This is a genomic window from Streptomyces zagrosensis (assembly GCF_014203645.1).
Taxonomy (GTDB): Bacteria; Actinomycetota; Actinomycetes; order Streptomycetales; family Streptomycetaceae; genus Streptomyces; species Streptomyces zagrosensis.
Window position 1 is genome coordinate 89,196 of record NZ_JACHJL010000002.1, and the last position, 19,838, is coordinate 109,033.

12 protein-coding genes and 1 tRNA gene are annotated in these 19,838 nt (G+C 71.2%); 4 read left to right on the forward strand and 9 right to left on the reverse strand.

Annotated features, from left to right (window positions below):
• Positions 1 to 27: 27 nt before the first annotated feature.
• Positions 28 to 100 (forward strand) — tRNA-Gly (locus FHS42_RS04060).
• Between the two features lie 311 nt (positions 101 to 411).
• Here the strand turns inward: FHS42_RS04060 and FHS42_RS04065 are convergent.
• The 4 genes from FHS42_RS04065 to purD form a co-directional block, all read right to left on the reverse strand.
• Positions 412 to 1,326 carry a phosphoribosylaminoimidazolesuccinocarboxamide synthase gene (locus FHS42_RS04065; RefSeq protein WP_184569145.1) on the reverse strand — a complete coding sequence of 305 codons (915 nt, stop codon included), beginning with the start codon at positions 1,324 to 1,326 and terminating at the stop codon, positions 412 to 414.
• A 243-nt stretch (positions 1,327 to 1,569) separates the two neighbouring features.
• Positions 1,570 to 3,159 (reverse strand): N,N-dimethylformamidase beta subunit family domain-containing protein, encoded by a 1,590-nt coding sequence (locus tag FHS42_RS04070; protein ID WP_184569146.1) that lies wholly within the window; start codon positions 3,157 to 3,159, stop codon positions 1,570 to 1,572.
• Positions 3,160 to 3,833: 674 nt separating this feature from the next.
• On the reverse strand, positions 3,834 to 6,065 hold the full coding sequence (locus FHS42_RS04075) for a M48 family metalloprotease (protein WP_184569147.1): 2,232 nt from the start codon (positions 6,063 to 6,065) through the stop codon (positions 3,834 to 3,836).
• A 419-nt stretch (positions 6,066 to 6,484) separates the two neighbouring features.
• Positions 6,485 to 7,735 (reverse strand): phosphoribosylamine--glycine ligase, encoded by a 1,251-nt coding sequence (gene purD / locus FHS42_RS04080; protein WP_184569148.1) that lies wholly within the window; start codon positions 7,733 to 7,735, stop codon positions 6,485 to 6,487.
• A gap of 1,015 nt (positions 7,736 to 8,750) precedes the next feature.
• Here purD and FHS42_RS36575 point away from each other — a divergent pair.
• Positions 8,751 to 9,470, forward strand: a complete 720-nt coding sequence (locus FHS42_RS36575; RefSeq protein ID WP_312866754.1) for an SLATT domain-containing protein — start codon at positions 8,751 to 8,753, stop codon at positions 9,468 to 9,470.
• A 142-nt stretch (positions 9,471 to 9,612) separates the two neighbouring features.
• On the opposite strand, the gene FHS42_RS04090 is transcribed toward FHS42_RS36575, so the two are convergent.
• The 3 genes from FHS42_RS04090 to FHS42_RS04100 all read right to left on the reverse strand — a co-directional run bounded on the left by FHS42_RS04090 (position 9,613) and on the right by FHS42_RS04100 (position 12,842).
• A complete protein-coding gene (locus tag FHS42_RS04090) occupies positions 9,613 to 10,263 on the reverse strand; it encodes a putative DNA-mimic protein (RefSeq protein ID WP_184569149.1) in 651 nt (216 codons plus the stop codon).
• Between the two features lie 173 nt (positions 10,264 to 10,436).
• On the reverse strand, positions 10,437 to 11,129 hold the full coding sequence (locus FHS42_RS04095; RefSeq protein WP_184569150.1) for a GntR family transcriptional regulator: 693 nt from the start codon (positions 11,127 to 11,129) through the stop codon (positions 10,437 to 10,439).
• A gap of 294 nt (positions 11,130 to 11,423) precedes the next feature.
• A complete protein-coding gene (locus FHS42_RS04100; protein ID WP_376772526.1) occupies positions 11,424 to 12,842 on the reverse strand; it encodes an aspartate aminotransferase family protein in 1,419 nt (472 codons plus the stop codon).
• 833 nt (positions 12,843 to 13,675) lie between these two features.
• Here FHS42_RS04100 and FHS42_RS04105 point away from each other — a divergent pair.
• Positions 13,676 to 15,646: a protein kinase domain-containing protein gene (locus FHS42_RS04105; RefSeq protein WP_184569152.1), complete on the forward strand. Its 1,971-nt coding sequence runs from the start codon at positions 13,676 to 13,678 to the stop codon at positions 15,644 to 15,646.
• Positions 15,647 to 15,929: 283 nt separating this feature from the next.
• Here FHS42_RS04105 and FHS42_RS04110 read toward each other — a convergent pair whose 3' ends face one another.
• Positions 15,930 to 17,213 (reverse strand): adenylosuccinate synthase, encoded by a 1,284-nt coding sequence (locus FHS42_RS04110; RefSeq protein WP_184569153.1) that lies wholly within the window; start codon positions 17,211 to 17,213, stop codon positions 15,930 to 15,932.
• Positions 17,214 to 17,403: 190 nt separating this feature from the next.
• Between FHS42_RS04110 and FHS42_RS38990 the strand changes: the two genes are divergently transcribed.
• Positions 17,404 to 18,810 (forward strand): diacylglycerol kinase, encoded by a 1,407-nt coding sequence (locus tag FHS42_RS38990; RefSeq protein ID WP_184569154.1) that lies wholly within the window; start codon positions 17,404 to 17,406, stop codon positions 18,808 to 18,810.
• 214 nt (positions 18,811 to 19,024) lie between these two features.
• On the opposite strand, the gene FHS42_RS04120 is transcribed toward FHS42_RS38990, so the two are convergent.
• On the reverse strand, positions 19,025 to 19,576 hold the full coding sequence (locus FHS42_RS04120) for a GbsR/MarR family transcriptional regulator (protein ID WP_184569695.1): 552 nt from the start codon (positions 19,574 to 19,576) through the stop codon (positions 19,025 to 19,027).
• Positions 19,577 to 19,838 lie beyond the last annotated feature (262 nt).

The following is a 19,838-nucleotide window of genomic DNA, read 5'->3' on the forward strand; positions in this document are numbered from 1 at the left end:
CGCACCACGCGGAAACGCGCGGCGCGTGCGGACGTAGCTCAGTTGGTAGAGCGCAACCTTGCCAAGGTTGAGGTCGCGAGTTCGAACCTCGTCGTCCGCTCAGCGAAGGCCCCCGGTCTAGGACCGGGGGCCTTATTCGTCGTGGGTGCCCGGTGTGAGGTGGCCGGTGTGAGGGGGCCGGCGCTTGATGCGTGGTGTGCCGTGCGCGCCACGTGGTGCTCGGTGTGCCATGAGCCCCGTCTGGGTGGCCATGAGCCCCGTCTGGTGGTGTCGTGCGCGCCGTCTCGGCCGCTCGCCTCGGGTGCCCGATGGCTCGGCGTACGGTACCGAGCTTGGCCGCCGGGTCCCCCGGGCCGTGCAGTGGTGCGGTCCCGGGGGCCGGGGCTGTCGCTGGGTGCCGAGCGGGAGGGGCTACGCCCAGCTCAGGCCCGTAAGGCGCTCGTACGCCTCCACGTACTTCGCCCGGGTCTGCTCGACGATCTCGGCCGGGAGCTGCGGCGGGGGCTGCTCGCTTGCCCGGTCCCAGCCGGAGGCCGGGGAGGTGAGCCAGTCACGGATGAACTGCTTGTCGAAGGACTGCTGGTCCCGACCCGGCTCCCACAGGTCCGCCGGCCAAAAGCGCGAGGAGTCCGGGGTCAGCACCTCGTCGGCGAGGACGAGGTGATCGCCATCGTGGCCGAACTCGAACTTCGTGTCCGCGAGGATGATGCCCCGCTCACGGGCGACGTCGCGGGCCCTGCTGTACACGGCGAGAGTGGCCTGACGCAGCTCGGTGGCGGTCTCGGCGCCGACCTGGCGTGCGACCTCCTCGTAGCTGACGTTCTCGTCGTGCTCACCGACTGCGGCCTTGGTGGCCGGCGTGAAGATGGGGGCGGGCAGTTCGGAGCCGTTACGCAGGCCTTCGGGGAGGGCCAGGCCGCAGACGGTGCGGTTCGCCTCGTACTCGATCAGGCCCGAGCCGGCCAGGTAGCCGCGGGCGACGCACTCCACCGGGAGCATCTGTAGCGACTTGCACACCAGGGTGCGGCCCGCCCAGTCGTCGGGGGCGCCATCGGGCAGCTCGGCCGGGGTGTTGCAGGAGCGCAGGACGTGGCTGGGCATCAGGTCGGCAAGCTGGTCGAACCACCACAGGGAGAGCTGGGTGAGGACCCTGCCCTTGTCCGGGATCTCGGTGGGCAGCACCCAGTCGTACGCAGAGGTCCGGTCGCTGGCCACCATCACCAGCTCACCGGACGCGTTCTGGTAGAGATCGCGAACCTTTCCGGTGTGCAGATGCACCAGGCCCGACACCTGCGCGGGCTCGGGCTTCTCGACGAATCCGGACACGGTTCCTCCCGGTGGTTGGTCCAAGAACCTCGATTCTCGCGTATCGGGCCATGAGCGGCAGACCTGGGCCCCTGCCACCGCACTCGGGATGCCCCGGCCGCCACGCTCGGCGGGCGCCCCGGCCGCCACGGTCGGCGGGTGCCTACGGACGGTCGGCGCCCACGGTCGGCAGGTGCCCACGGAGGGTCGGCGCCCGTGCGCGGTCGAGCGCCGCGCCGAGCGGGTGGCCCGGGGCCCCGTGGGTCAGTCGCGTTTGCAGATGCGGTCCAGCAGGTTTGCCGTGGCCCGCTGGATTCTGGTGTCCACATGGCCGGGCCGATCGAGCCCGGGTGACCAGGCGAAGGTGCCGGACGCGAAGACCAGGGCGCCACTCGGCGCGCGGTACAGCGAGGTCTCCTGGTGGCGCAGCACGCCCTCGCTGTCTTGGTACGGGGAGTGCGCGAGCAGGATGCGGCGGATGTGCTGCGGCAGGCTCGTCCGCGGGAAGTAACGATCGGCCTCGCCGGCGACCAGGCCCGGCAGTTCGTCCCCTTCCCCGGCGCCCGTCGCCTCCCACAGCCAGTGGTCGGCGTTGCGCACGACCAGCGGGGACGGCTCGGGCACTCGGCCCGCGTACTGGATGCCGATCAACTGCTGCTCAGGGCTGGCCATCTCACGCCAAAGCGCGGTCTTTCCGGGGCCGCGGCGCTTATGGCACGACAACAGCCGGTCGCTACCCGCCGGGGATGGGGTCAACACCACTTGCCAGTACATGGTGTTGGCGGAGAGGAAGACCAGCGAGGTGCCGCTGTCGCGGGCGCGTTCGGTCGCGCGGCGCATGGGAACGGACCAATATTCGTCGTGTCCGGGGAACACCAGGCCCCGATATTTCGTCGCATCGATGCGACCCGCGTGCAGATCGAGGGTGTTGGCGTAGGCGATGTCGTACCCGTAGCGCTCGGCCCAGCGGATGAAGTCGTAGGCGTGCCCGACGTGCAGCGGCAAGCCGGCACTCGCGTACGGGCGGTCAAAGGACAACGTGGTGGCCGCCTCCTCCTCACCGAGTAGCCGCCCCTTCTCATCCCACGCGTGGTAGAAACTGGCGCCGGCCCTGCCGTCTTCGGGGTAGAGGTTGTACGCCTGCCAGGTGACATCGGGCAGCACGAGCAGCAAATCGGCCGGGTCCTGGTCGCGCACCGTGAACGGGATGTGGCTGCGGTGGTAGCCGTCGAGGGTGGTGAGGACCGCGACGTACGCGCCCACTTGCCAGTACGAGGGGACCTGGAGCCGCCAGGAGAGCCACCAATGGTGGCAGGAGACGGTGCGGTCGGCGGCGAGCGGGGTGGGTTGGACGATGCCGGCCAGGCGCGGACTGGTGGTGATCTTCGAGGCGTTCTCACCGGCGTAGTGACCGATGCGGTAGATATCCACGCTGAACTCTTGGGGCGGGTTGACGGTCACCCGGAAGTCGATGGCTTCGCCTGGCGCCACGGCGCCGACGGAGGCGAATCCTTTGATCTGCCGCTGCACGTCGTCGGCCATCCGGGGGCCGCTGCGGTGTCCCGCGCGGCCCATGCGGCGTGCGGCGGCGTACGCGCCCCAGCGGGCGTTCAACCGGCTGTCTGCCCCTTCCGCGCCCGCGGCGCCGGAGCCCGCGGCGTATGCGCGGGGCAGCGGGAAGGTGGTCGCGCCGGGCGCGTCCACATGGTCCACGTACCAGGGCACCACATGCCCGGTGTCGTCGAAGTAGTGCTCACTCCCCCGCAGCCAGGGCAGCGGGCCCTGGCCGAACGGGTCCGAGACGGCGTGTGCGAGGGCGCCGGACTCCCAGCGCCGGATGTGCTCCGTGCCCACGTTCGATCCCTCCCCTGCCTACCGCATCCGCGTGCGCGTCCGCACGACTGCGCGCGTCGTGCTGGCGGATGGATGCGAACCGGGCCCGTACGGGAATACCTCACTCCCCGTTACCCGATGCGAAACGTTCCGTCCCACCGGCCGGCCGCCTGCTGGCCACCGCGCTTGCCCCTCCGGATGACAACAACCGATCCCAGCACATCACATTTCGCGCCCACACCATCACTGTTCGTCGCGGAATGACATAGGGAACCGGCGGATCGATGCCCGGCGAGGCGTGCGCGCTGCGTTACTGAGAGTCGCGCCCCTGTGAAACCGCTTGCGGCCACCGCGCGGGCTGGGGGGCGCGCCGTTCTGCGGCGACCCGCGGGCACCGGAACGGTTGATGGGAGCGGAGCGATTGGTGGGGGTAAAGCGGCTGGTGGGGGGCCTGGACCGCGGTGGGCGCGGCGGCAGAGTCGATGGGGTGGGGTCCGCGTACCGCGCGCAGCCCGCACGGCGGGGGCGCCCTGGTGGTGCCCTCGGGGCAGTTGGTGGACACCACGGCGCGAGCCGGGGGCAGGAAGCAGCGGCGGGCGCCCCCTGCGGTACCTGGTGTAGCGGGTCACGCCCAGCAGTGGGGGTGAAGGTCAGACCAGTGAGGGGTGAGCCAGCGAGGGGGCTGGTAGGTGGAGTCAGACCAGGCGGATCGGCTTGTCCGGACGGACGCCGACGTCACCGAGCCAGGTGCGCAGCGGGTCCGGGTCGCCGTCCTCGATGAGGCTGAGCACGGGAGCGGCCAGGTCCGTCCGCCGGCGGCCGTCCACCAGGAGGACAGGCCCGTCGAGCCAGTCGAGACCGGGCGCGGCCCCCGCCGTGTCCACGGCAGCGCAACAGATCATTGCGGTGACATGGTCGGCGAGCAGCTCACGGCCCGTACGCGGTGGTTGCAGCGGGAACAGCGGCACGATGCCGTCCAGCCATGGTTCTCCGGCCCCGCCCGTCCCAGGACCGGCCGCCGCGGGGCCCGCCGCCATGCCATCCGAAGCCGCCGTCTGGCGTTGCGCGGCCTCTTCACGGGCCAGCGCGGAGGTGAGCCGCGCGGCCAACCGCTCGGCCATCCCCTCCGGATCACCATCCGCCCCGCCGGGCACGCTCAGTCGGTCAAGGACCCGGTCCAGCGTGGGCTCGGCGCCGAGGTCGGGTACGTCAGATGCAAGACCGGGGGCGGCCGAGGGGCCCGTGCCAGGCAGCAGCGGGTGGGCAGGGCTGACCGGGTCGTAGGGGGCTGGGCTGGCGACGCGCCGCGGGAGGGTGTCCAGCGCGGTGTGCAGCCGGGCCGCCTCCGTGCGCCATTTTCGGTCCACGACCTCCTCCGGATACTGGCCCCAATCGACCGGCGACCAATCCGGGCCCGGCGCCGAGGGGCCGCCGTGGAACAGGCGGGCCGCGAGCAGCGAGGTCGCCTCGTCGATGGCGCCCGGCTCCTCCAGGAGATCGCAGGCGGGCCGCTCGCCCAGGCGGGAGGCGAAGCCTTCCGCGAGCCGGTCGCGGCGGGACAGTTCGGTGAGGGCCGCCACCACGCCTGCGTCGAGCCGGGACGGCCAGCGGCCCATGCGCCAGGCGGGCAGCGCCACCCGGGTCAGCAACCGGTCCCAGCCCGCGTACGCGAGGCCCACCTGCTCCTGAGCAACGATGCGCAGCCCGTAGTCCACGCCCTGTGCCCGCTGCGAGGCGGCGGCAGCCACGCCCCGTTCCATCTCGGCGGCGTGATCCCGGCAGGCTCGCAGCAGCATGCGGGCCACCCAGCCGACGAAGGCGAGTCCCGGCCGCCGCACGGCCCTGCCCAGGGCAGCCAGCGGCCCCGGCCGGCCGGGCGCTCGCAACCGCGCGCCGCCATCGGGCCCCGGCCCGCCATCGGCCACGCCGCCGTCCGTCCGATGCGGCGGCTCCGCCTCCCCCACGGCGTACGGATCGCTGGGAGCGGTGGCGTACGGGGCGGGGGCCGGTTCCTCCGCATACGGGGCGCGCGCCGGCTCCGCTTCGCGCGGGCCGGCCGCCGGGCTTGCACCGGCGGCCCAGCCGGGGTCCGCGTCCGGCTCCTGGTCAGCATCCGCCCCCGGGTACGAAGCCGGGTACGAAGCTGGGTAGGGGCCTGCGTCCGTGGGGGCGCCCGTAGGGGAATCCGTGTGGGTGTCCGTATCCGGGTACGGACACGTGTCCGTAAAAGTGTCCGTAAAGGTGTCTGCCATCGGGTGGTTGCCCCGTGCGGCAACCGCCGCGGCGGCGTCCAGGCCGCGCACGAAGCGGCGGGCGGCGGCGATGTCGGGGTGCGCGGCCGGGCCCGTGCCCGCTACTACCGGGGCGAGCAACGCGCGTAGCTCGGCGACTCGCATCCACCACAGGAACGGCGAGCCGATCACCAGCACCGGAGCCGTTGGCGTGCGGCGCTCGCGCCCGCCGCCTTGGGCCGAACCGTCCGCCCCGGCTCGCGCCCGCGCTCGGCGCGGTCGCTGGGCGCGGTGCGTACGGTCCTCAAGCCAGCTGTCGCAGTCAGGCGTGAGGGCTATGGCCGATGGCGGGGGCACATCGAGCTGGTCCGCTAGGTCGCGCACCAGCCGGTAGAGATCCGGAGCCCTCGCCTCCGCAATGGGCACGGTGGGGCTCAACGCGGGCCGCGCCCGTGCGATGACCGCCGTCACCCCCGCGGCCACCACAAGGGCCAGTGCCGCGACGCCGACCGCCACCCAGCGCGCCATCCGCCACCCAGCGCCCGAGCCGCCGATATGGCCGGTGGCGCCGCCCGCGATGAGCACGACGGCGACGGCGGCCGGCAGCAGCGCCACGGCCTGCGCAGTCCCGCGCACCCGCAGCACCGCGAGGGCCCGCGCACGGGCTCCGGGCGTATTCGCTTCCGGATCTGCCATGAGTCTGATCACCCCCTACTGCCCTGCGGTGAGTGCGACAGCGGACGCCGACGGCGTGCATACCCACCACTGTCGCACCGGCGACTGACACCGCAATGCCGGTGTCCGAAGGGACTCTCGCCTGCGCGAGGGGTCGCTGAGCCAGTTGCCGCAGAGCGTCTGCGCGGCACACTAGTTGGGGCCCGGGAAACACGTCACCCACATAGCGAGGCGCTCACTCGATGGAATGGCTTCACACATCGGTAGGAACCATTCCGGTCAGATAGCGGAACCTCGCCCCGGAGTACCACAGCGGAGGCGGGCCGCCGCGCCGAAACCTCGGCAACCGAGACAGGAGCCGGCCAACGGGCCCTGCCCGCAGCGGCCAGCTCACGCAAGCGCCGGCCGGGTCGGCAGACCGATCGATACGGGCGCGAGCGTCACTGAGGGTGCGCCGCGCGGGCCGCGATGTCCGTCCTGTAGTGCGAGCCCTTCAGCGCGATCAGTTCCAACGCGCCGTACGCACGCCCCCGCGCCTTGGCCAGGTCCGAGCCGGTGGCCGTCACAGAGAGCACTCGCCCACCAGCGCTCACCACGTCGCCCGCGTCATTGCGCTGGGTGCCCGCGTGCAAAACGTACGCCTTCTCGCGCTCGGCGGCCTCGGCCAGACCCGTGATGGGGTCGCCGGTACGCGGCGTGCCGGGATAGTTGTGCGAGGCAATGACGACGGTGACCGCCGCGCCGTCGCTCCACCGCAACGGGGGCTCCATCTCCAGCGTGCCGGTCGCGGCCCGCAACAGCACGCCGGCGAGCGGTGTCTTGAGGCGGGCCAGTACGACCTGGGTCTCCGGGTCACCGAAGCGGGCGTTGAACTCGATGACCCGCACACCGCGCGAGGTGATGGCGAGCCCCGCGTACAGCAGACCGGCGAACGGCGTGCCCCGGTGGCGCAGTTCGTCCACCGTGGGCTGAAGAACGGTGGCGAGCACCTCATCCGTGAGCTTGGGGTCCGCCCACGGCAGCGGCGAGTACGCGCCCATGCCGCCGGTGTTGGGGCCCTCGTCACCGTCGTAAGCGCGCTTGAAGTCCTGCGCCGGCTGAAGCGGGAGGACGGTCTCGCCGTCGGTGATGGCAAAGAGCGAGACCTCGGGGCCGTCGAGGAACTCCTCGATGACGACCCGGTCGCAGGCCAACGCATGCGCGCGGGCGACGGCGAGGTCGGGCGTGACCACGACGCCCTTTCCGGCCGCGAGCCCGTCGTCCTTGACGACGTACGGCGGGCCGAAAGCGTCCAATGCCTCATCGACCTCGGCCGCGTCGACACAGACGTAGCTACGCGCCGTGGGCACGCCCGCGGCGGCCATCACGTCCTTGGCGAACGCCTTGGACCCTTCAAGCTCGGCCGCAGCGGCGGACGGCCCGAAGCACGCGATGCCGCGTTCGCGCACCGCGTCGGCGACCCCGGCGACCAGCGGCGCCTCGGGGCCGACGATCACAAGGTCCGCGCCGAGCGTGCTGGCGAGCCCGGCAACCGCGGCACCATCGAGGACATCCACCGAGTGCTGCTCGGCGACCTCGGCGATGCCGGCATTGCCCGGCGCGCAGTGCAGGGCGGTGACGTCGGGGTCGAGAGAGAGTGAGCGGCACAGGGCGTGTTCGCGGGCGCCGCCGCCGATGACGAGGACCTTCACGGGCTCACCCTAAACGCCGCGGCCACGACTGCCCTAAACCCACGGTCCGGCCCCCGATCCCAGGGCCCGTGCGCAAGGGCGCCACAGGTGGCCCCCGCGCACCCGGTACGCGCCCCGATGCCCGCGCCGGCGCCCACCCCCGGCCCGTACGCCCCGCCCCTTACGCCCTGTACGCCCCGTCCCCTACACACCCGCTCGCACGCCCCTGCGTCGCGGCTTCCACTCGCCCCCACGCGCTCCCCGCCTGCTGCTCGATCACGGATCGCCGATGACGGATCGCCGCTCGATCCGTAACAAGGTCGCGCCGCTGTCCGTTACGAGAGAGGCCGGGCTAGGGCGATCGAGGCGCGGAGGGTTGCCGGGCGATGCCTCACCGGGCGGCTGGCCACTCTTTCGAGTGAGAGCGACCCTGACCCGATATTCGACGTAACGCCGCTTCTAGCCCGATTCTGCGAGGGAAGGTCTCCATCCCGTGCGCTACGCCAGCCGTTCGGCGGTAGGAGGATGACTGAGCGTGGCCCAGTACAGACGCCGTCGTACCAACGCAGACATACAGATTTACGGGTTTACGGGTTCACGGGTTTACGGGCTCACGGGCCTGGACGTCAGGCGACAGGCGATGGGCCGAAGAGCCAGTCAGTACGCAGCCAGCCATCACGCAGGGAGTGCACGGGTGAGTCAGCCGGAGATGCGACCGGAGGGGCTTCCGCGCGGCGAAGGCGGGGCGAACGGGACAGGCAGGGCAGGCGAGACAGGCGCGGCCGATGGGTCGGGTGGGTCCGGCTGCGGCCCAGGCACGCCAGGTGGCCCCGGCGGCCACGATGGTCACGGCAGTCCCGGCGGCCACGGTGGCTCCGGTGAACCCGGTGGGCCAGGCGACCCAGGCGACCCAGGGGCCGGCGGCGGTCCCTGGCCTCCGGGCCCCGACGACGGATCGCCGCACGAGCGGTGGCCGGGCGGGTGGTCCGGGCAGCAGGCCGGCGGCGTGCCCGGCGGCGGTGCGCCCAGCGGCGGTGTGCCCAGCCACGGTGTGCCCAGCCGCAAAGAAGCGCCGGACCGGCGGCCCGCCGATCTGCTGGGGCGCCCGTTTCCGCTCGGCGACTGGGGCGAGCCGACGGAACGCCTCGAAGAGCTCTACCACTGGGCGCAGGACGGCGCGCTACGCGCTGCCAACTGGTATCTCGCCGACCGGGCCTGGAAGCGGCGCGCCGCCCGCACGCTGCGCACCGGTGCCGCGCTCGCGGCGACTGCGGCCGGCGTGCTCCCCCTGCTTGAGCTGACCGACACGCTCGGTGGCGGTGCCGCCTGGGGCTGCCTCTCGCTTGTCGCCGCCGTCGCCTGCCTGGCCTGTGATCGTTTCTTTGGCCTTACCTCCGGCTGGATGCGGGACGTGGCCACGGCGCAAGCAGTGCAACGGCGGCTTGAGGCGCTTCAGTTCGACTGGGCTGTAGAGAACGTGCGCGAGGTGCTCGGCCCCACGGAAGGCACCGCGAGTGAGGCGGCGGAACGCTGTCTGGGAGTGCTGCGGCGCTTTTCGGACGACGTGACGGAGCTGGTACGGGCCGAAACAGCGGACTGGATGGTCCAATTCGGGTCGAGTGCCGCGCCGCTGTGTACGCAGTCGCTGGTGTGGAGCGCGCGCCCGGATGCCAGCGCCCCCACGAGTCGGCTGCTGATGCCGCCGGGCACCCGGCCCAACATGCCACGGCAGCGCCCACCGGAGTCTCCCCGCTGACCGGACTCGGCCGCGTACCACTCCTCCGAAAACTCCAAAAACCCCGAGACTTCCGAAAACCAAGTGGTTCGTCGGACGGGCAGTTCGCCGGCCCGTGGGACCGGCCGTGCGAGCCGCACCCGGCCACCCCTGCGGGCGGCGCTCAACTGAAGACGATCATCGAGCCCTGACCCAGGCTGCGGGTCGCGGCGGCGTGCAGCGACAGCCATACGTGCCGTTCTCGGGCGAACGGGCTGTCCTCGTACGGAATCGGGGCCGCCGGCTCCTCCAGATCGGTGGGCCGGATCGGCGGGGCGGGTGGCGCGGGCGGGTTGGCCGGATCTATGCCCAAGGACGGGCCGACCTCCAGCAGTTCCCGCAGCAGACCATGGCTTGAACCGAGGGGCCCACCTCCTTCGAGGAGGCCGTCGTTGGACAGCGGGCTGGTGAAGTCAACCGGAACGTACGCCCCGGCGTGGTCGTAGTGCCAGACCAAATGTGACTGTTGCGCCGTACTCTCGAACATCTCCAGCAACTGTTCGTAGTCACCCCCGAGTTCACCGATCGGGGTCACTTCGAGTCCGCAAACCCGCAACAGATAGGCGCGGCGCAGATAGTGCAAGGCGTCATAGTCGAACCCTGCGATCGGCGCTACCGCGCCGGAGAGTCCGGGTGTGTAGCCGAAGACGGGCACCGGGGGCAGTCCGGCTTCGTCAAGTGCCTGGTCGTACGCGGCGATCTCCTCCGCGAACGGGTTGTCGGGACTGTGGCACAGCACATCGACGAGCGGGACCAGCCAGAGGTCACATGCCACGTGTACTCACTCTCGTTGGCGGCGGTCGAGCCAGCGTAATGCCCGGCCACCGCTGCGCGAAGGGTGCCGTACGTGATCGGATGCGCATTCCCCGGCCCGCAGGTGCGACGCCAGGGCTTGCAGCGACCTGCGGGGCGGATGGGCGCGAGACTCAAGAGTCCCGAGCAGCGCGCTCAGGAGCTGGCCTTGGAGCCTGGTTCGGGTAGCGACTCGATGAGCATGATGCTGTGCGCGTTGTACGCGGTCACGATCTCTTCGGCGGCCTTGATATCGCGCCGGGTGATCGCCTCCACCAGTTCGCAGTGGTCTGCCCACAGCCGGCCGCGAAGATCCGCCGCGCGGCGCAGATAGGGCACGCTGAACACCCAGCTCTGCACGCGGACCCTCTCCAAGATGCCCGAGATGTACGAGTTGCCCACCAGGCCGCTGAGTTCACGCCAAAACCGCAGGTCGTAGCCGATGAGAACGTCGAGGTCGCCGCCGCGCGCCGCGCGCTCGGCCGATTCGGCACGGCGCCGCACCGACGCGAGCGCCTGCGGGGTCGTGGTGTCTAGAGCCGCGGCGACCGAGCGCCGGAACATGCCCTCCACGATCAACGTGCGTGCCTCGACCATGTCCCGGTAGTCGCCGATGGTGAACTCGTGGACCCGATAGCCCCGGTGCTCTTCCACATCGAGTAGACCCTGTGCACACAGGTCGAGCAGCGCCTCGCGGACCGGCGTCGCGGAGACCCCGTACTGCTCCGCCATCTCCTTGACCGTGAACTGCTGTCCGGCCGGCAACCGCCCCGCCAGCACCTCGTCACGCAGCGCGTCGGCTATCTGCTGCCGCAGCGTGCTGCGCTTGACCTGGCTGGTGCCGGGCATGGGTCCGTCTCCTTCCACGGCCGCGCGCGTCGTGTGGGGGTCCGCCGGCGCGTACGCCGGCGGACAAATGCGGGCGGCCCTCGCATCACGATATGCGAGGGCCGTTGCGCGGAGTGTGGAGGTGTTGCACGGAGTGCAGTGCTCTGGCCCACGGATGGGCGGTCTGGCGAAGAACTTCGTGGGATTTCGTGGGGATCGTTACGCCAGTGGCCACCGGCAGCCAGTGAACACCGGCAGGCTCTGCCAGGCATCAGGCCCCGACAGGCGGCAGGCCCCGACAAACGGCAGCATCCGTCAGGCAGTGGTGTGCGCATCCGCCACCGAGAGCGCCTCGTCCAGGAGGGCCAGGCCCTCCTGCGCCTCCGACTCGGTGACGGTGCATGGCGGCACCACATGCGTACGGTTCATGTTCACGAACGGCCACAGCCCACCGCGCTTGCACGCCGCGGCGAAATCGGCCATCGGCTGGTTCGCTGGCCCACTCGCGTTGTACGGCACCAACGGCTCTCGGGTCTCCTGGTCGCGTACCAACTCAAGTGCCCAAAAGACGCCCATGCCGCGTACCTCGCCAACTGAGGGGTGCCGCTCGGCGATCGCCCGCAGCCCGGGGCCGATGACCCGCTCACCGATCGCGGCGGCGTTCTCCACGATGCCCTCATCCGCCATCGCGTTCATGGTCGCGACCGCGGAGGCACAGGCCAGCGGATGTCCGGAGTAGGTGAGCCCGCCGGGGTAGGGCCGCTGGTCGAAGGTGGCGGCGATCTCAGCGGAGATGGCGACGCCGCCGAGCGGTACGTATCCGGAGTTGACGCCCTTCGCGAAGGTCAGCAGGTCGGGCGTGATGTCCCAGTGATCGGCGGCGAACCAGCGACCCGTGCGTCCGAAGCCCGCCATCACCTCGTCCAACACGAAGACGATCCCGTACCGGTCGCAGATCTCCCGGACCCCGGCCAGATAGCCGGCCGGCGGCACCATGATTCCCGCGGTCCCCGGCACGGTCTCCAAGATGATCGCGGCGATGGTCTGCGGGCCCTCGAAGGCGATGGTGTCGTCGAGATGGCGCAGCGCGCGGTCGCGCTCCTGATCCTCGGTCTCGGCGTGGAAGGGCGAGCGGTAGCGGAAGGGCGCCCAGAAGTGCACCACGCCCGCCGATGCGCTGTCCGACGCCCAACGGCGCGGGTCGCCGGTCAGGTTGATCGCGGCGGAGGTTGCCCCGTGGTACGAGCGGTACGCGGCGAGCACCTTGGGGCGCCCTGTGTGCACCCGGGCCATCCGTACCGCGTTCTCGACCGCCTCGGCTCCACCGTTGGTGAAGAAGATCTTGTCCAGGTCGCCTGGCGTGCGCTGCGCGACCAGCCGAGCCGCTTCGGACCGTACGTCCACGGCGAAGCCGGGCGCGATCGTGCACAGCTTCGCGGCCTGCTCCTGAATCGCGGCCACGACCTTGGGGTGCTGGTGGCCGATGTTGGTGTTCACGAGTTGCGAGGAGAAGTCGAGGTAGCGCTTGCCGTCGTAGTCCCAGAAGTACGAGCCTTCGGCGCCAGCGATCGCCAGCGGGTCGATCAGGCCCTGCGCGGACCAGGAGTGGAAGACGTGCGCGCGGTCGGCGGCCTTGACCGCCGCGCCGGACGGGTACGCACCCGGCTCCTGCTGGAGCGCATCGGCAGCAGGTCCGGGGGCGGGGTCGGGGGCGGGGGCAGAGTGCGTGGACACGTTCAATACCTCGATCGCTCGCGGTGCCGATAGTTCGGGTGCCGATAGTTCGTGCTGCCGGTAGTTCGGTGCCGGTAGTTCGCGGTGCGGGTGGTGCGCGGACGCTTGGTGGCGCCGGGTGCCGACCCCATCAGCGTAGGGAGACCGGCGCTGGGCTGGTACCGGCACTGTGTATGGCGCTCGCCACGCCCCCGGACACACTGCCGGGACCCCAGCACCACGCGACGGATCGGGCGGGGCGGGGGCGAGCAGGGCGGGCGGGGCCGGGGCGAGCGGGGCGGGGGTGAGCGGGGCGGGCGGGGCCGGGGCGAGCGGGGCGGGGGTGAGCGGGGCGGGCGGGGCGGGGGCGAGCCGCGAAGCGGGTGTGCGGGGAGGTGGGTGCACCGGTCTGACACCCCCAGCGGTGGGGCGGAGACCGCCCCATGACACGGTTACCGACGGGTTTCCGGAGCGTGCTGTGCCGTAACCCCGCCAGGTCTGGACCGGAACCCAAAAACGACGTGATCCGGGGGTGAGGCGCAGGCTGTTTTCCGGCGCGCGCCCCTTATTCTCGGCGGGGCGGAGAGTCCGGCGCGGCACGGCAGCGGGGGGAAACCAGCGGCCGGCAAGCCACCAGTCGGGCCCACCGCAGCGGCAGGGCACACGCGGCGGGGCGGACAACGGCAGGGCGGACACAGCACAGCGCATCGGGCGGGGCGTACACGGCGCGACGTACGGCGCACAAAGCACGGCGTACGCGGCGGGCATAAGGCAACACGCCCGTACGGCACGCGTCCGGCGCGGCAGCAGCAGGCGGCAGCACGCGCGACATCGACGGCAGGAGCCACAACAGCATGGAAGACCTGGGGGCCGACGATCCTCGCTGGATCGGCGAGTACCGCCTGCTGAGCAGGCTCGGTGAGGGTGGGATGGGTCGGGTGTACCTGGCTCGCTCGGCACGCGGCCGGACCGTCGCGGTCAAGCTGGTACGGGGCGAGTTGGCCGGTCAACCCGACTTCCGACGCAGGTTTCAGGCCGAAGTGCAGGCCGCACAGCGCGTTGGCGGCGACTGGACCGCGCCCGTGCTCGACGCGGACACCAATGCGGCCACGCCCTGGGTCGCCACCGGTTACATCGGCGGGCCCTCCTTGGACAGCGTCATCAACCACGACTACGGCCCGCTCCCCGAGAACTCCGTACGCGCCCTCGCCCGCGGCCTCGCTCTGGCGTTGCGTGACATTCACGGCGCCGGGCTCATTCACCGCGACCTCAAGCCGTCCAACGTGCTGGTCACCATCGACGGGCCGCGCGTCATCGACTTCGGCATCGCCCGTGCGCTCGACCCGGTTGGCGACGCCGGCCTGACGATGACCGGCGCGGTCGTCGGCTCGCCCGGTTTCATGTCCCCCGAGCAGGTACGCGGCGACCAGATCACCGCCGCGAGCGATGTCTTTTGTCTCGGTTCGGTGCTGGCCTTCGCGGCCATTGGGCGCGCCCCGTTCGGCACCTCGGACAGCGGCGTCCACGCGCTGATGTACCGGGTCGCGCAGGAGGCCCCGGATCTCACCGGGCTGCCGGACGGGCTACGGCAGTTGGTCGAGGGCTGCCTCATCAAGGACGCGGGCAGCCGCTTCACGGTGGACCAGGTCCTCGCCTGCGCGGGCGACGCCGCCGGCCCCTATGGGGCCAGCCCCTACGCCGCCGGCCACCACCAGGCCGGGCAGGCCGGGCAGGTCAGCGGCGGTGACGCGGGGCCCTGGTTGCCGGGCGAACTCCTGGCCAGGCTGGGCCGGGACGCGCTGCGGCTCCTTGAGGCGGAGATGCCACAGACCGGGGTGGGCTTCGCCCCGCTCGGCACGCCGGGGACGCCGGGCGCGCCGGGCGCGCCAGGGATGCCGGGCACGCCGGGGATGCCAGGGATGCCGGGCACGCAGTTCGGGCCGCCGCTCCAGCCCTCGCCGCCCATACCCTCGCCGCCCCCAATATCCCACCAGCCACCGCTGACCAGCCAGCAACCGACCATGCACGGCCCGCACCCCGGGTCCCCGTACTCCGGTATCGCGCCGCAGCCGTACTTCAACACCGCTCTCGGGTACGGCCCCTTCGCCGTCTGGCGCTCGCCGCGCGGGCTCGCCAACGCCACCGTGACCCTGTTCTCCGTCGGGCTGGTGCTGATGCTGCTGGACCTGGTGTTCAGCCTGAGCCTGTACGGCACGTACCAGGACTACTTCGCGGACACCGCCGAGTCCTCCGCCATCGAGAGCGACGAAGAGATCACGGAGACGCTCGACGTGCTGTGGTTCTTCGTCAGCATCCCCATGGTCGTGCTGTGGGTGATCTGGTTCCGCCGGACCTATGTCAACGCGCAGGTGCTGGCGCCAGGCAGGCAGCGGTTCGGCTCGGGCCTCGCCGCGGGGTCGTGGTTCATCCCGGTGGTGCAGTTCTGGTTCCCCAAGCAGATCGCCAACGACATCTGGCGCTCCAGCGCCCCGGCCACCCCGGCGGCCAACTACCCGATGCGGTCGGACGGCGCCTCCCGGGCGCTGCTGAACTGGTGGTGGGTGCTGTTCCTGACGATGTTCGTCGTGAGCATCATCAGCCTGTCGGTGTACGGCGACGCCGAGACGTACGACCAGAACGAGGGCTCCGTCGTCTGGTCGTGCATCACCGACGTGGTGTCCATCCCCTGCGCCGTCCTCGCCATCTGCGTCGTGCTCAAGCTGTCGGCGATGCAGGAGCGCCGGGCCGCGAGCCAGTCGATGTCCGGCGGACCGGGCCCGACGAGCGGCGGCTACGGCATGCCGTACGGACCCGGTGGCCGCTAGCGCGCGCCGCACACCGCCGGCAGCTACGTACGGACTCGCCCTTCCCATCAGTTCCCTACGCGCCACTCATCCCGGCAGCCACGTGCGAACGATTCACGCCAGCAGCTACGCCCGCACCCCTCGTACAGCAGCGGCCTCGGACGCACGCCGGGGACCGCTCCGGCTACCCGGAACGCGCGGGTCCGGGGCGGCCCTTGCGCCGGTGCCCTACCGAGACAGCCGAACACCGAGCGGGCTGGCCAACAGACCAGCACGCCCGGTGTTCGAAGGGACCCGATGGGCCTTAGAGGAAGGAATTGACCTGAATCGTCTCGTCCCGGCCCGGGCCAACCCCGATGGCCGAAATAGGCGCCCCGGACATCTGCTCAAGGGCCTTCACGTACGCCCGCGCGTTCTTCGGCAGGTCGCTGAAGGTCTTCGCCTGAGTGATGTCCTCCGACCAGCCCGGCAGGTTCTCGTAAATGGGCTTGGCGTGGTGGAAATCGCTCTGGCTGTACGGCAACTCTTCGACCCGCTTGCCCTCGATCTCGTACGCGACACACACCGGGATCTGCTCCCAGCCGGTCAGCACGTCGAGCTTGGTCAGGAAGAAGTCGGTGAGGCCGTTGACCCGGGTCGCGTAGCGGGCAATCACCGCGTCGAACCAGCCACAGCGCCGGTCGCGGCCGGTGGTCACACCGCGCTCGCCACCGATGGTGCGCAGCGCCTCACCGTCCGCGTCGAGCAACTCGGTCGGGAAGGGGCCCGCGCCGACGCGCGTCGTGTACGCCTTGAGGATGCCGATCACGCGGCTGATCTTCGTGGGGCCCACGCCCGCACCCGTGCAGGCGCCGCCCGCGGTCGGGTTGGACGAGGTCACGAAGGGGTACGTGCCGTGATCGACGTCAAGCAGCGTGCCCTGACCGCCCTCGAAGAGGACGACCTTGCCCTCGTCGATGGCGTTGTTCAGGATCAGCGTGGTGTCGGCGACGTATCCCTTGATCTGCTCCGCGTAGCCGAGGTACTCCTCGACGACCTGTTCGGCACCCATCGCGCGCCGGTTGAAGAGCTTGACCAGGATCTGGTTCTTGTCGTTGAGCGCCGCCTCGACCTTTTGGATCAGGATCGACTCGTCGAAGAGGTCCTGCACCCTGATGCCCACACGGTTGATCTTGTCCGCGTACGCCGGGCCGATGCCGCGTCCGGTGGTGCCGATCTTCCGCTTGCCGAGGAAACGCTCTGTCACCTTGTCCACCGTCTGGTGATACGGCGTGATCAGGTGGGCGTTACCACTGATGAGGAGCTTGGACGTATCCACGCCGCGCTGGTTCAGCCCGCTCAGCTCGGAGAGCAGGACAGCCGGGTCTACGACGACTCCGTTGCCGATGACCGGCGTGCAACCGGGGGAAAGGATTCCGGAAGGGAGCAGGTGCAGCGCATATTTCTGGTCACCGACGACGACCGTGTGGCCGGCGTTGTTGCCACCCTGATAGCGCACGACATAGTCCACCGAGCCACCGAGCAGGTCGGTGGCCTTTCCCTTGCCTTCATCACCCCACTGAGCACCGAGCAGCACAAGTGCGGGCACAGGCGTACACCCCTTCCGGGCGGGGCATGTCCAACGTGCGTGGCGGTGCGCAGCAACGCGTTTCCGCCATCAGAGCCGTCGAACCGGTGCCCCGGAATAGACCAAGCCCCTGGCGCAATAGCGCAAGGGGCTCTTGCACCGAGATGCTACCTGATGAGGAAGGACCGAGGTGTCGGCTCCAGAGTCCCGCGTGAGCACCAGGCCACCGCTGCTCATGATCATCGACCCGGGCGCCCGACGCACCGACGGGGAGTCCGTACGCATCGCGAGAGACGTGCTGTGCGCGCGGGCGATCACGAAGGTGTGCCTGCCGGAAGGCCCCGACGACGTGGCGCGGGCGCTGGCCCGCCGGGGCAGCAGACGGCCCGTCGTGGTGGGTGATGACCGCGCCCTGCTGCACGTGGTGACGCTGCTGCACCGGGAGCGCACGCTGGCCACGACACCGATCGCGATGGTCCCGGTCGGACCGCCGCCGGCGATTCGGTTGGCCAGCGCACTCGGCATCCCCACCGATGCGGTCACCGCGGCCCGCACGGTCATCGACGGCGCCGACCACCGTTTTGACCTGCTGGTTGACGACAGCGACGGTGTCGTCATCGGCGAGTTGAGCGTGCCGTACGGCGGCACCGCAACCGGCACCGAGACCGGCACCGCAACTGGCACTGACTCGACTGCGACCGGCTTCACCGTCCCGGGCCCGACCGGCACGCGTGCGATCGGCATGGGTGTGATCGGTAGGGGTGCGGCTGGCGCAGGGACAGTTGGCGCAGGGACGGCTGGCGCGGCAGCAGTGGGTACGGAAGCGGCCGGTACGGGCCCAGTCGGCACGGACACGGCCGGTTCAGCGGACGTGACCAGTTCAGCGGATGTGACCGGCCCGGCGCCGAGCGATCCGGCGGGCGGCGGATACGACGGCCAGGCCGAAGGAAGGCACGGTGGCCAGACCCGCGAACGGACGAGGAGTGACGGCCCCGGTGCCGCCTCGGCTCGGGACGCGGCATCGGGGCCTGTCCTGGCCCCCGGCGCGTCGGCCCCGGGCGCGTTGGCCTCCGGTGCGTACAACGGAGGCGACATCCTGCACGGCGAGGACGGAGCCCGGGACGACTCGGTCCCGCGGCAGCGGCCCGGTTCCTCACCGGTGCCGGACCGGCCTCAGCCGTGGTGGTCACCTGCGGCCCGTACCGCACGCTCGGCCCTCGCCCTGTTGACCACACCCGTCTCGGGTCGCACCGGGGTCAGCGGCGGCCCGGCCGGGCGGCGGGCCAAGCAGCCCTCCGTACGGCTCCGCGTGGAAGCGGACGGGGTACTCCTCGCCGATCTGGACCATCCGGTGGAGCGGGTTACGGTGGCGACGAGCCCGCTGGCGTACGACGCCCCGACCGCCCGGCCACCCGACCCTGCGAACCCCTCGTCGGGCCTCGCCGAGGTCGTTGTGTACGGACATGCGTCGGGCTCACCGGTACGGCTCAGGGCGCGGGCCGTCACGGTGTCGGGGCCCGACTTCCACTACCGCGCCGACGCGGTGACCGCAGGTCCGGTACGCACCCGTACCTGGCGGCTGCTGCCGGCCGCCTGGTCCGTCACCCTGCCGCGCTAGACATACGCAGGAGACCCGGGCGCCCAGGGGGACCGACCCGGCGTGGGCAGGTCCGGCCCGGCCTGGGGCGGCCTGGCCCGGTCCGGCCTGGGGCTAGCTCGGCTGGACCGGCCTGGCGCGATCTGGCCTGGGCTCGCGCCCCCTGGCGCGGCCTGGTCTGCGCCAGTGCCCGGGCAGCGGCTCCGAGAAGTAACCATTCAGCTCGCCAAGGCGGTCAGCTCTCGCCCGTACGGCCCTCGCGGCGGGCGGACTGCCGTTCGCGCCAGCGATCCATTATCACCAGCATCTCGCCCTGCAAATACTCAAAGAAGTCGGCCGTCTCGGCCATCCGCTCCCCCGCGGGTGTGTCGCGTCCAAGCGCGTCCGCGCCATCCCGCAGGGTCAACTCCCAACGGGAAAGGACCTGGTCGCGGCGGGTGATCGTCTCGTACCACTGCTCCGTATGAACCTGGTATCTGTCGCGCCGGGAACCCGGCTCGCGCTCCCGGCCCACCATGTGGACCTGCGAGAGGTAGCGGATCGCACCGGATACCGCGGCGGGGCTGATTTGGAGCTGGTCGCCGAGTTCGACCGAGGTCAGCGAGCCGGTGTCGGAGGCAAGGAGCGCGGCGAAGACCCGGGAGGCCATGCGCTGCACGCCCGCCTCCACCAACTCGGCGGCGAACCGCTCGACGAACCGGGAGACGGCGTCCTCGTCCCGCCTGCCCGGCGCTTCCGCCTCCGACGAACCGGCGCCCTCGCCCCATCCACCACGCGGCTCGCCCAGTGGCTGACCTGCGCCCCGGTCCGCTGGTCGGCCGGCGTTCACCAACTCCGCGAGCTGGTGTTCCACCGCACCGGCGGCCGAACGCTCCGTCGCCTGGCGTGCGCCGCCTGCTGCGGCACCGACCGCGCCCTGCTCGGCGCCGGACTCAGCCCCCGACCCAGCTGCGGCCTTGAGTTCCGTCATCTTGGACTCCGTCGTCTCGCCCAACACCCATCATCCCCGCTGCTCAGAGCCTCACCTCCGATTATACGTTTCCTTAACT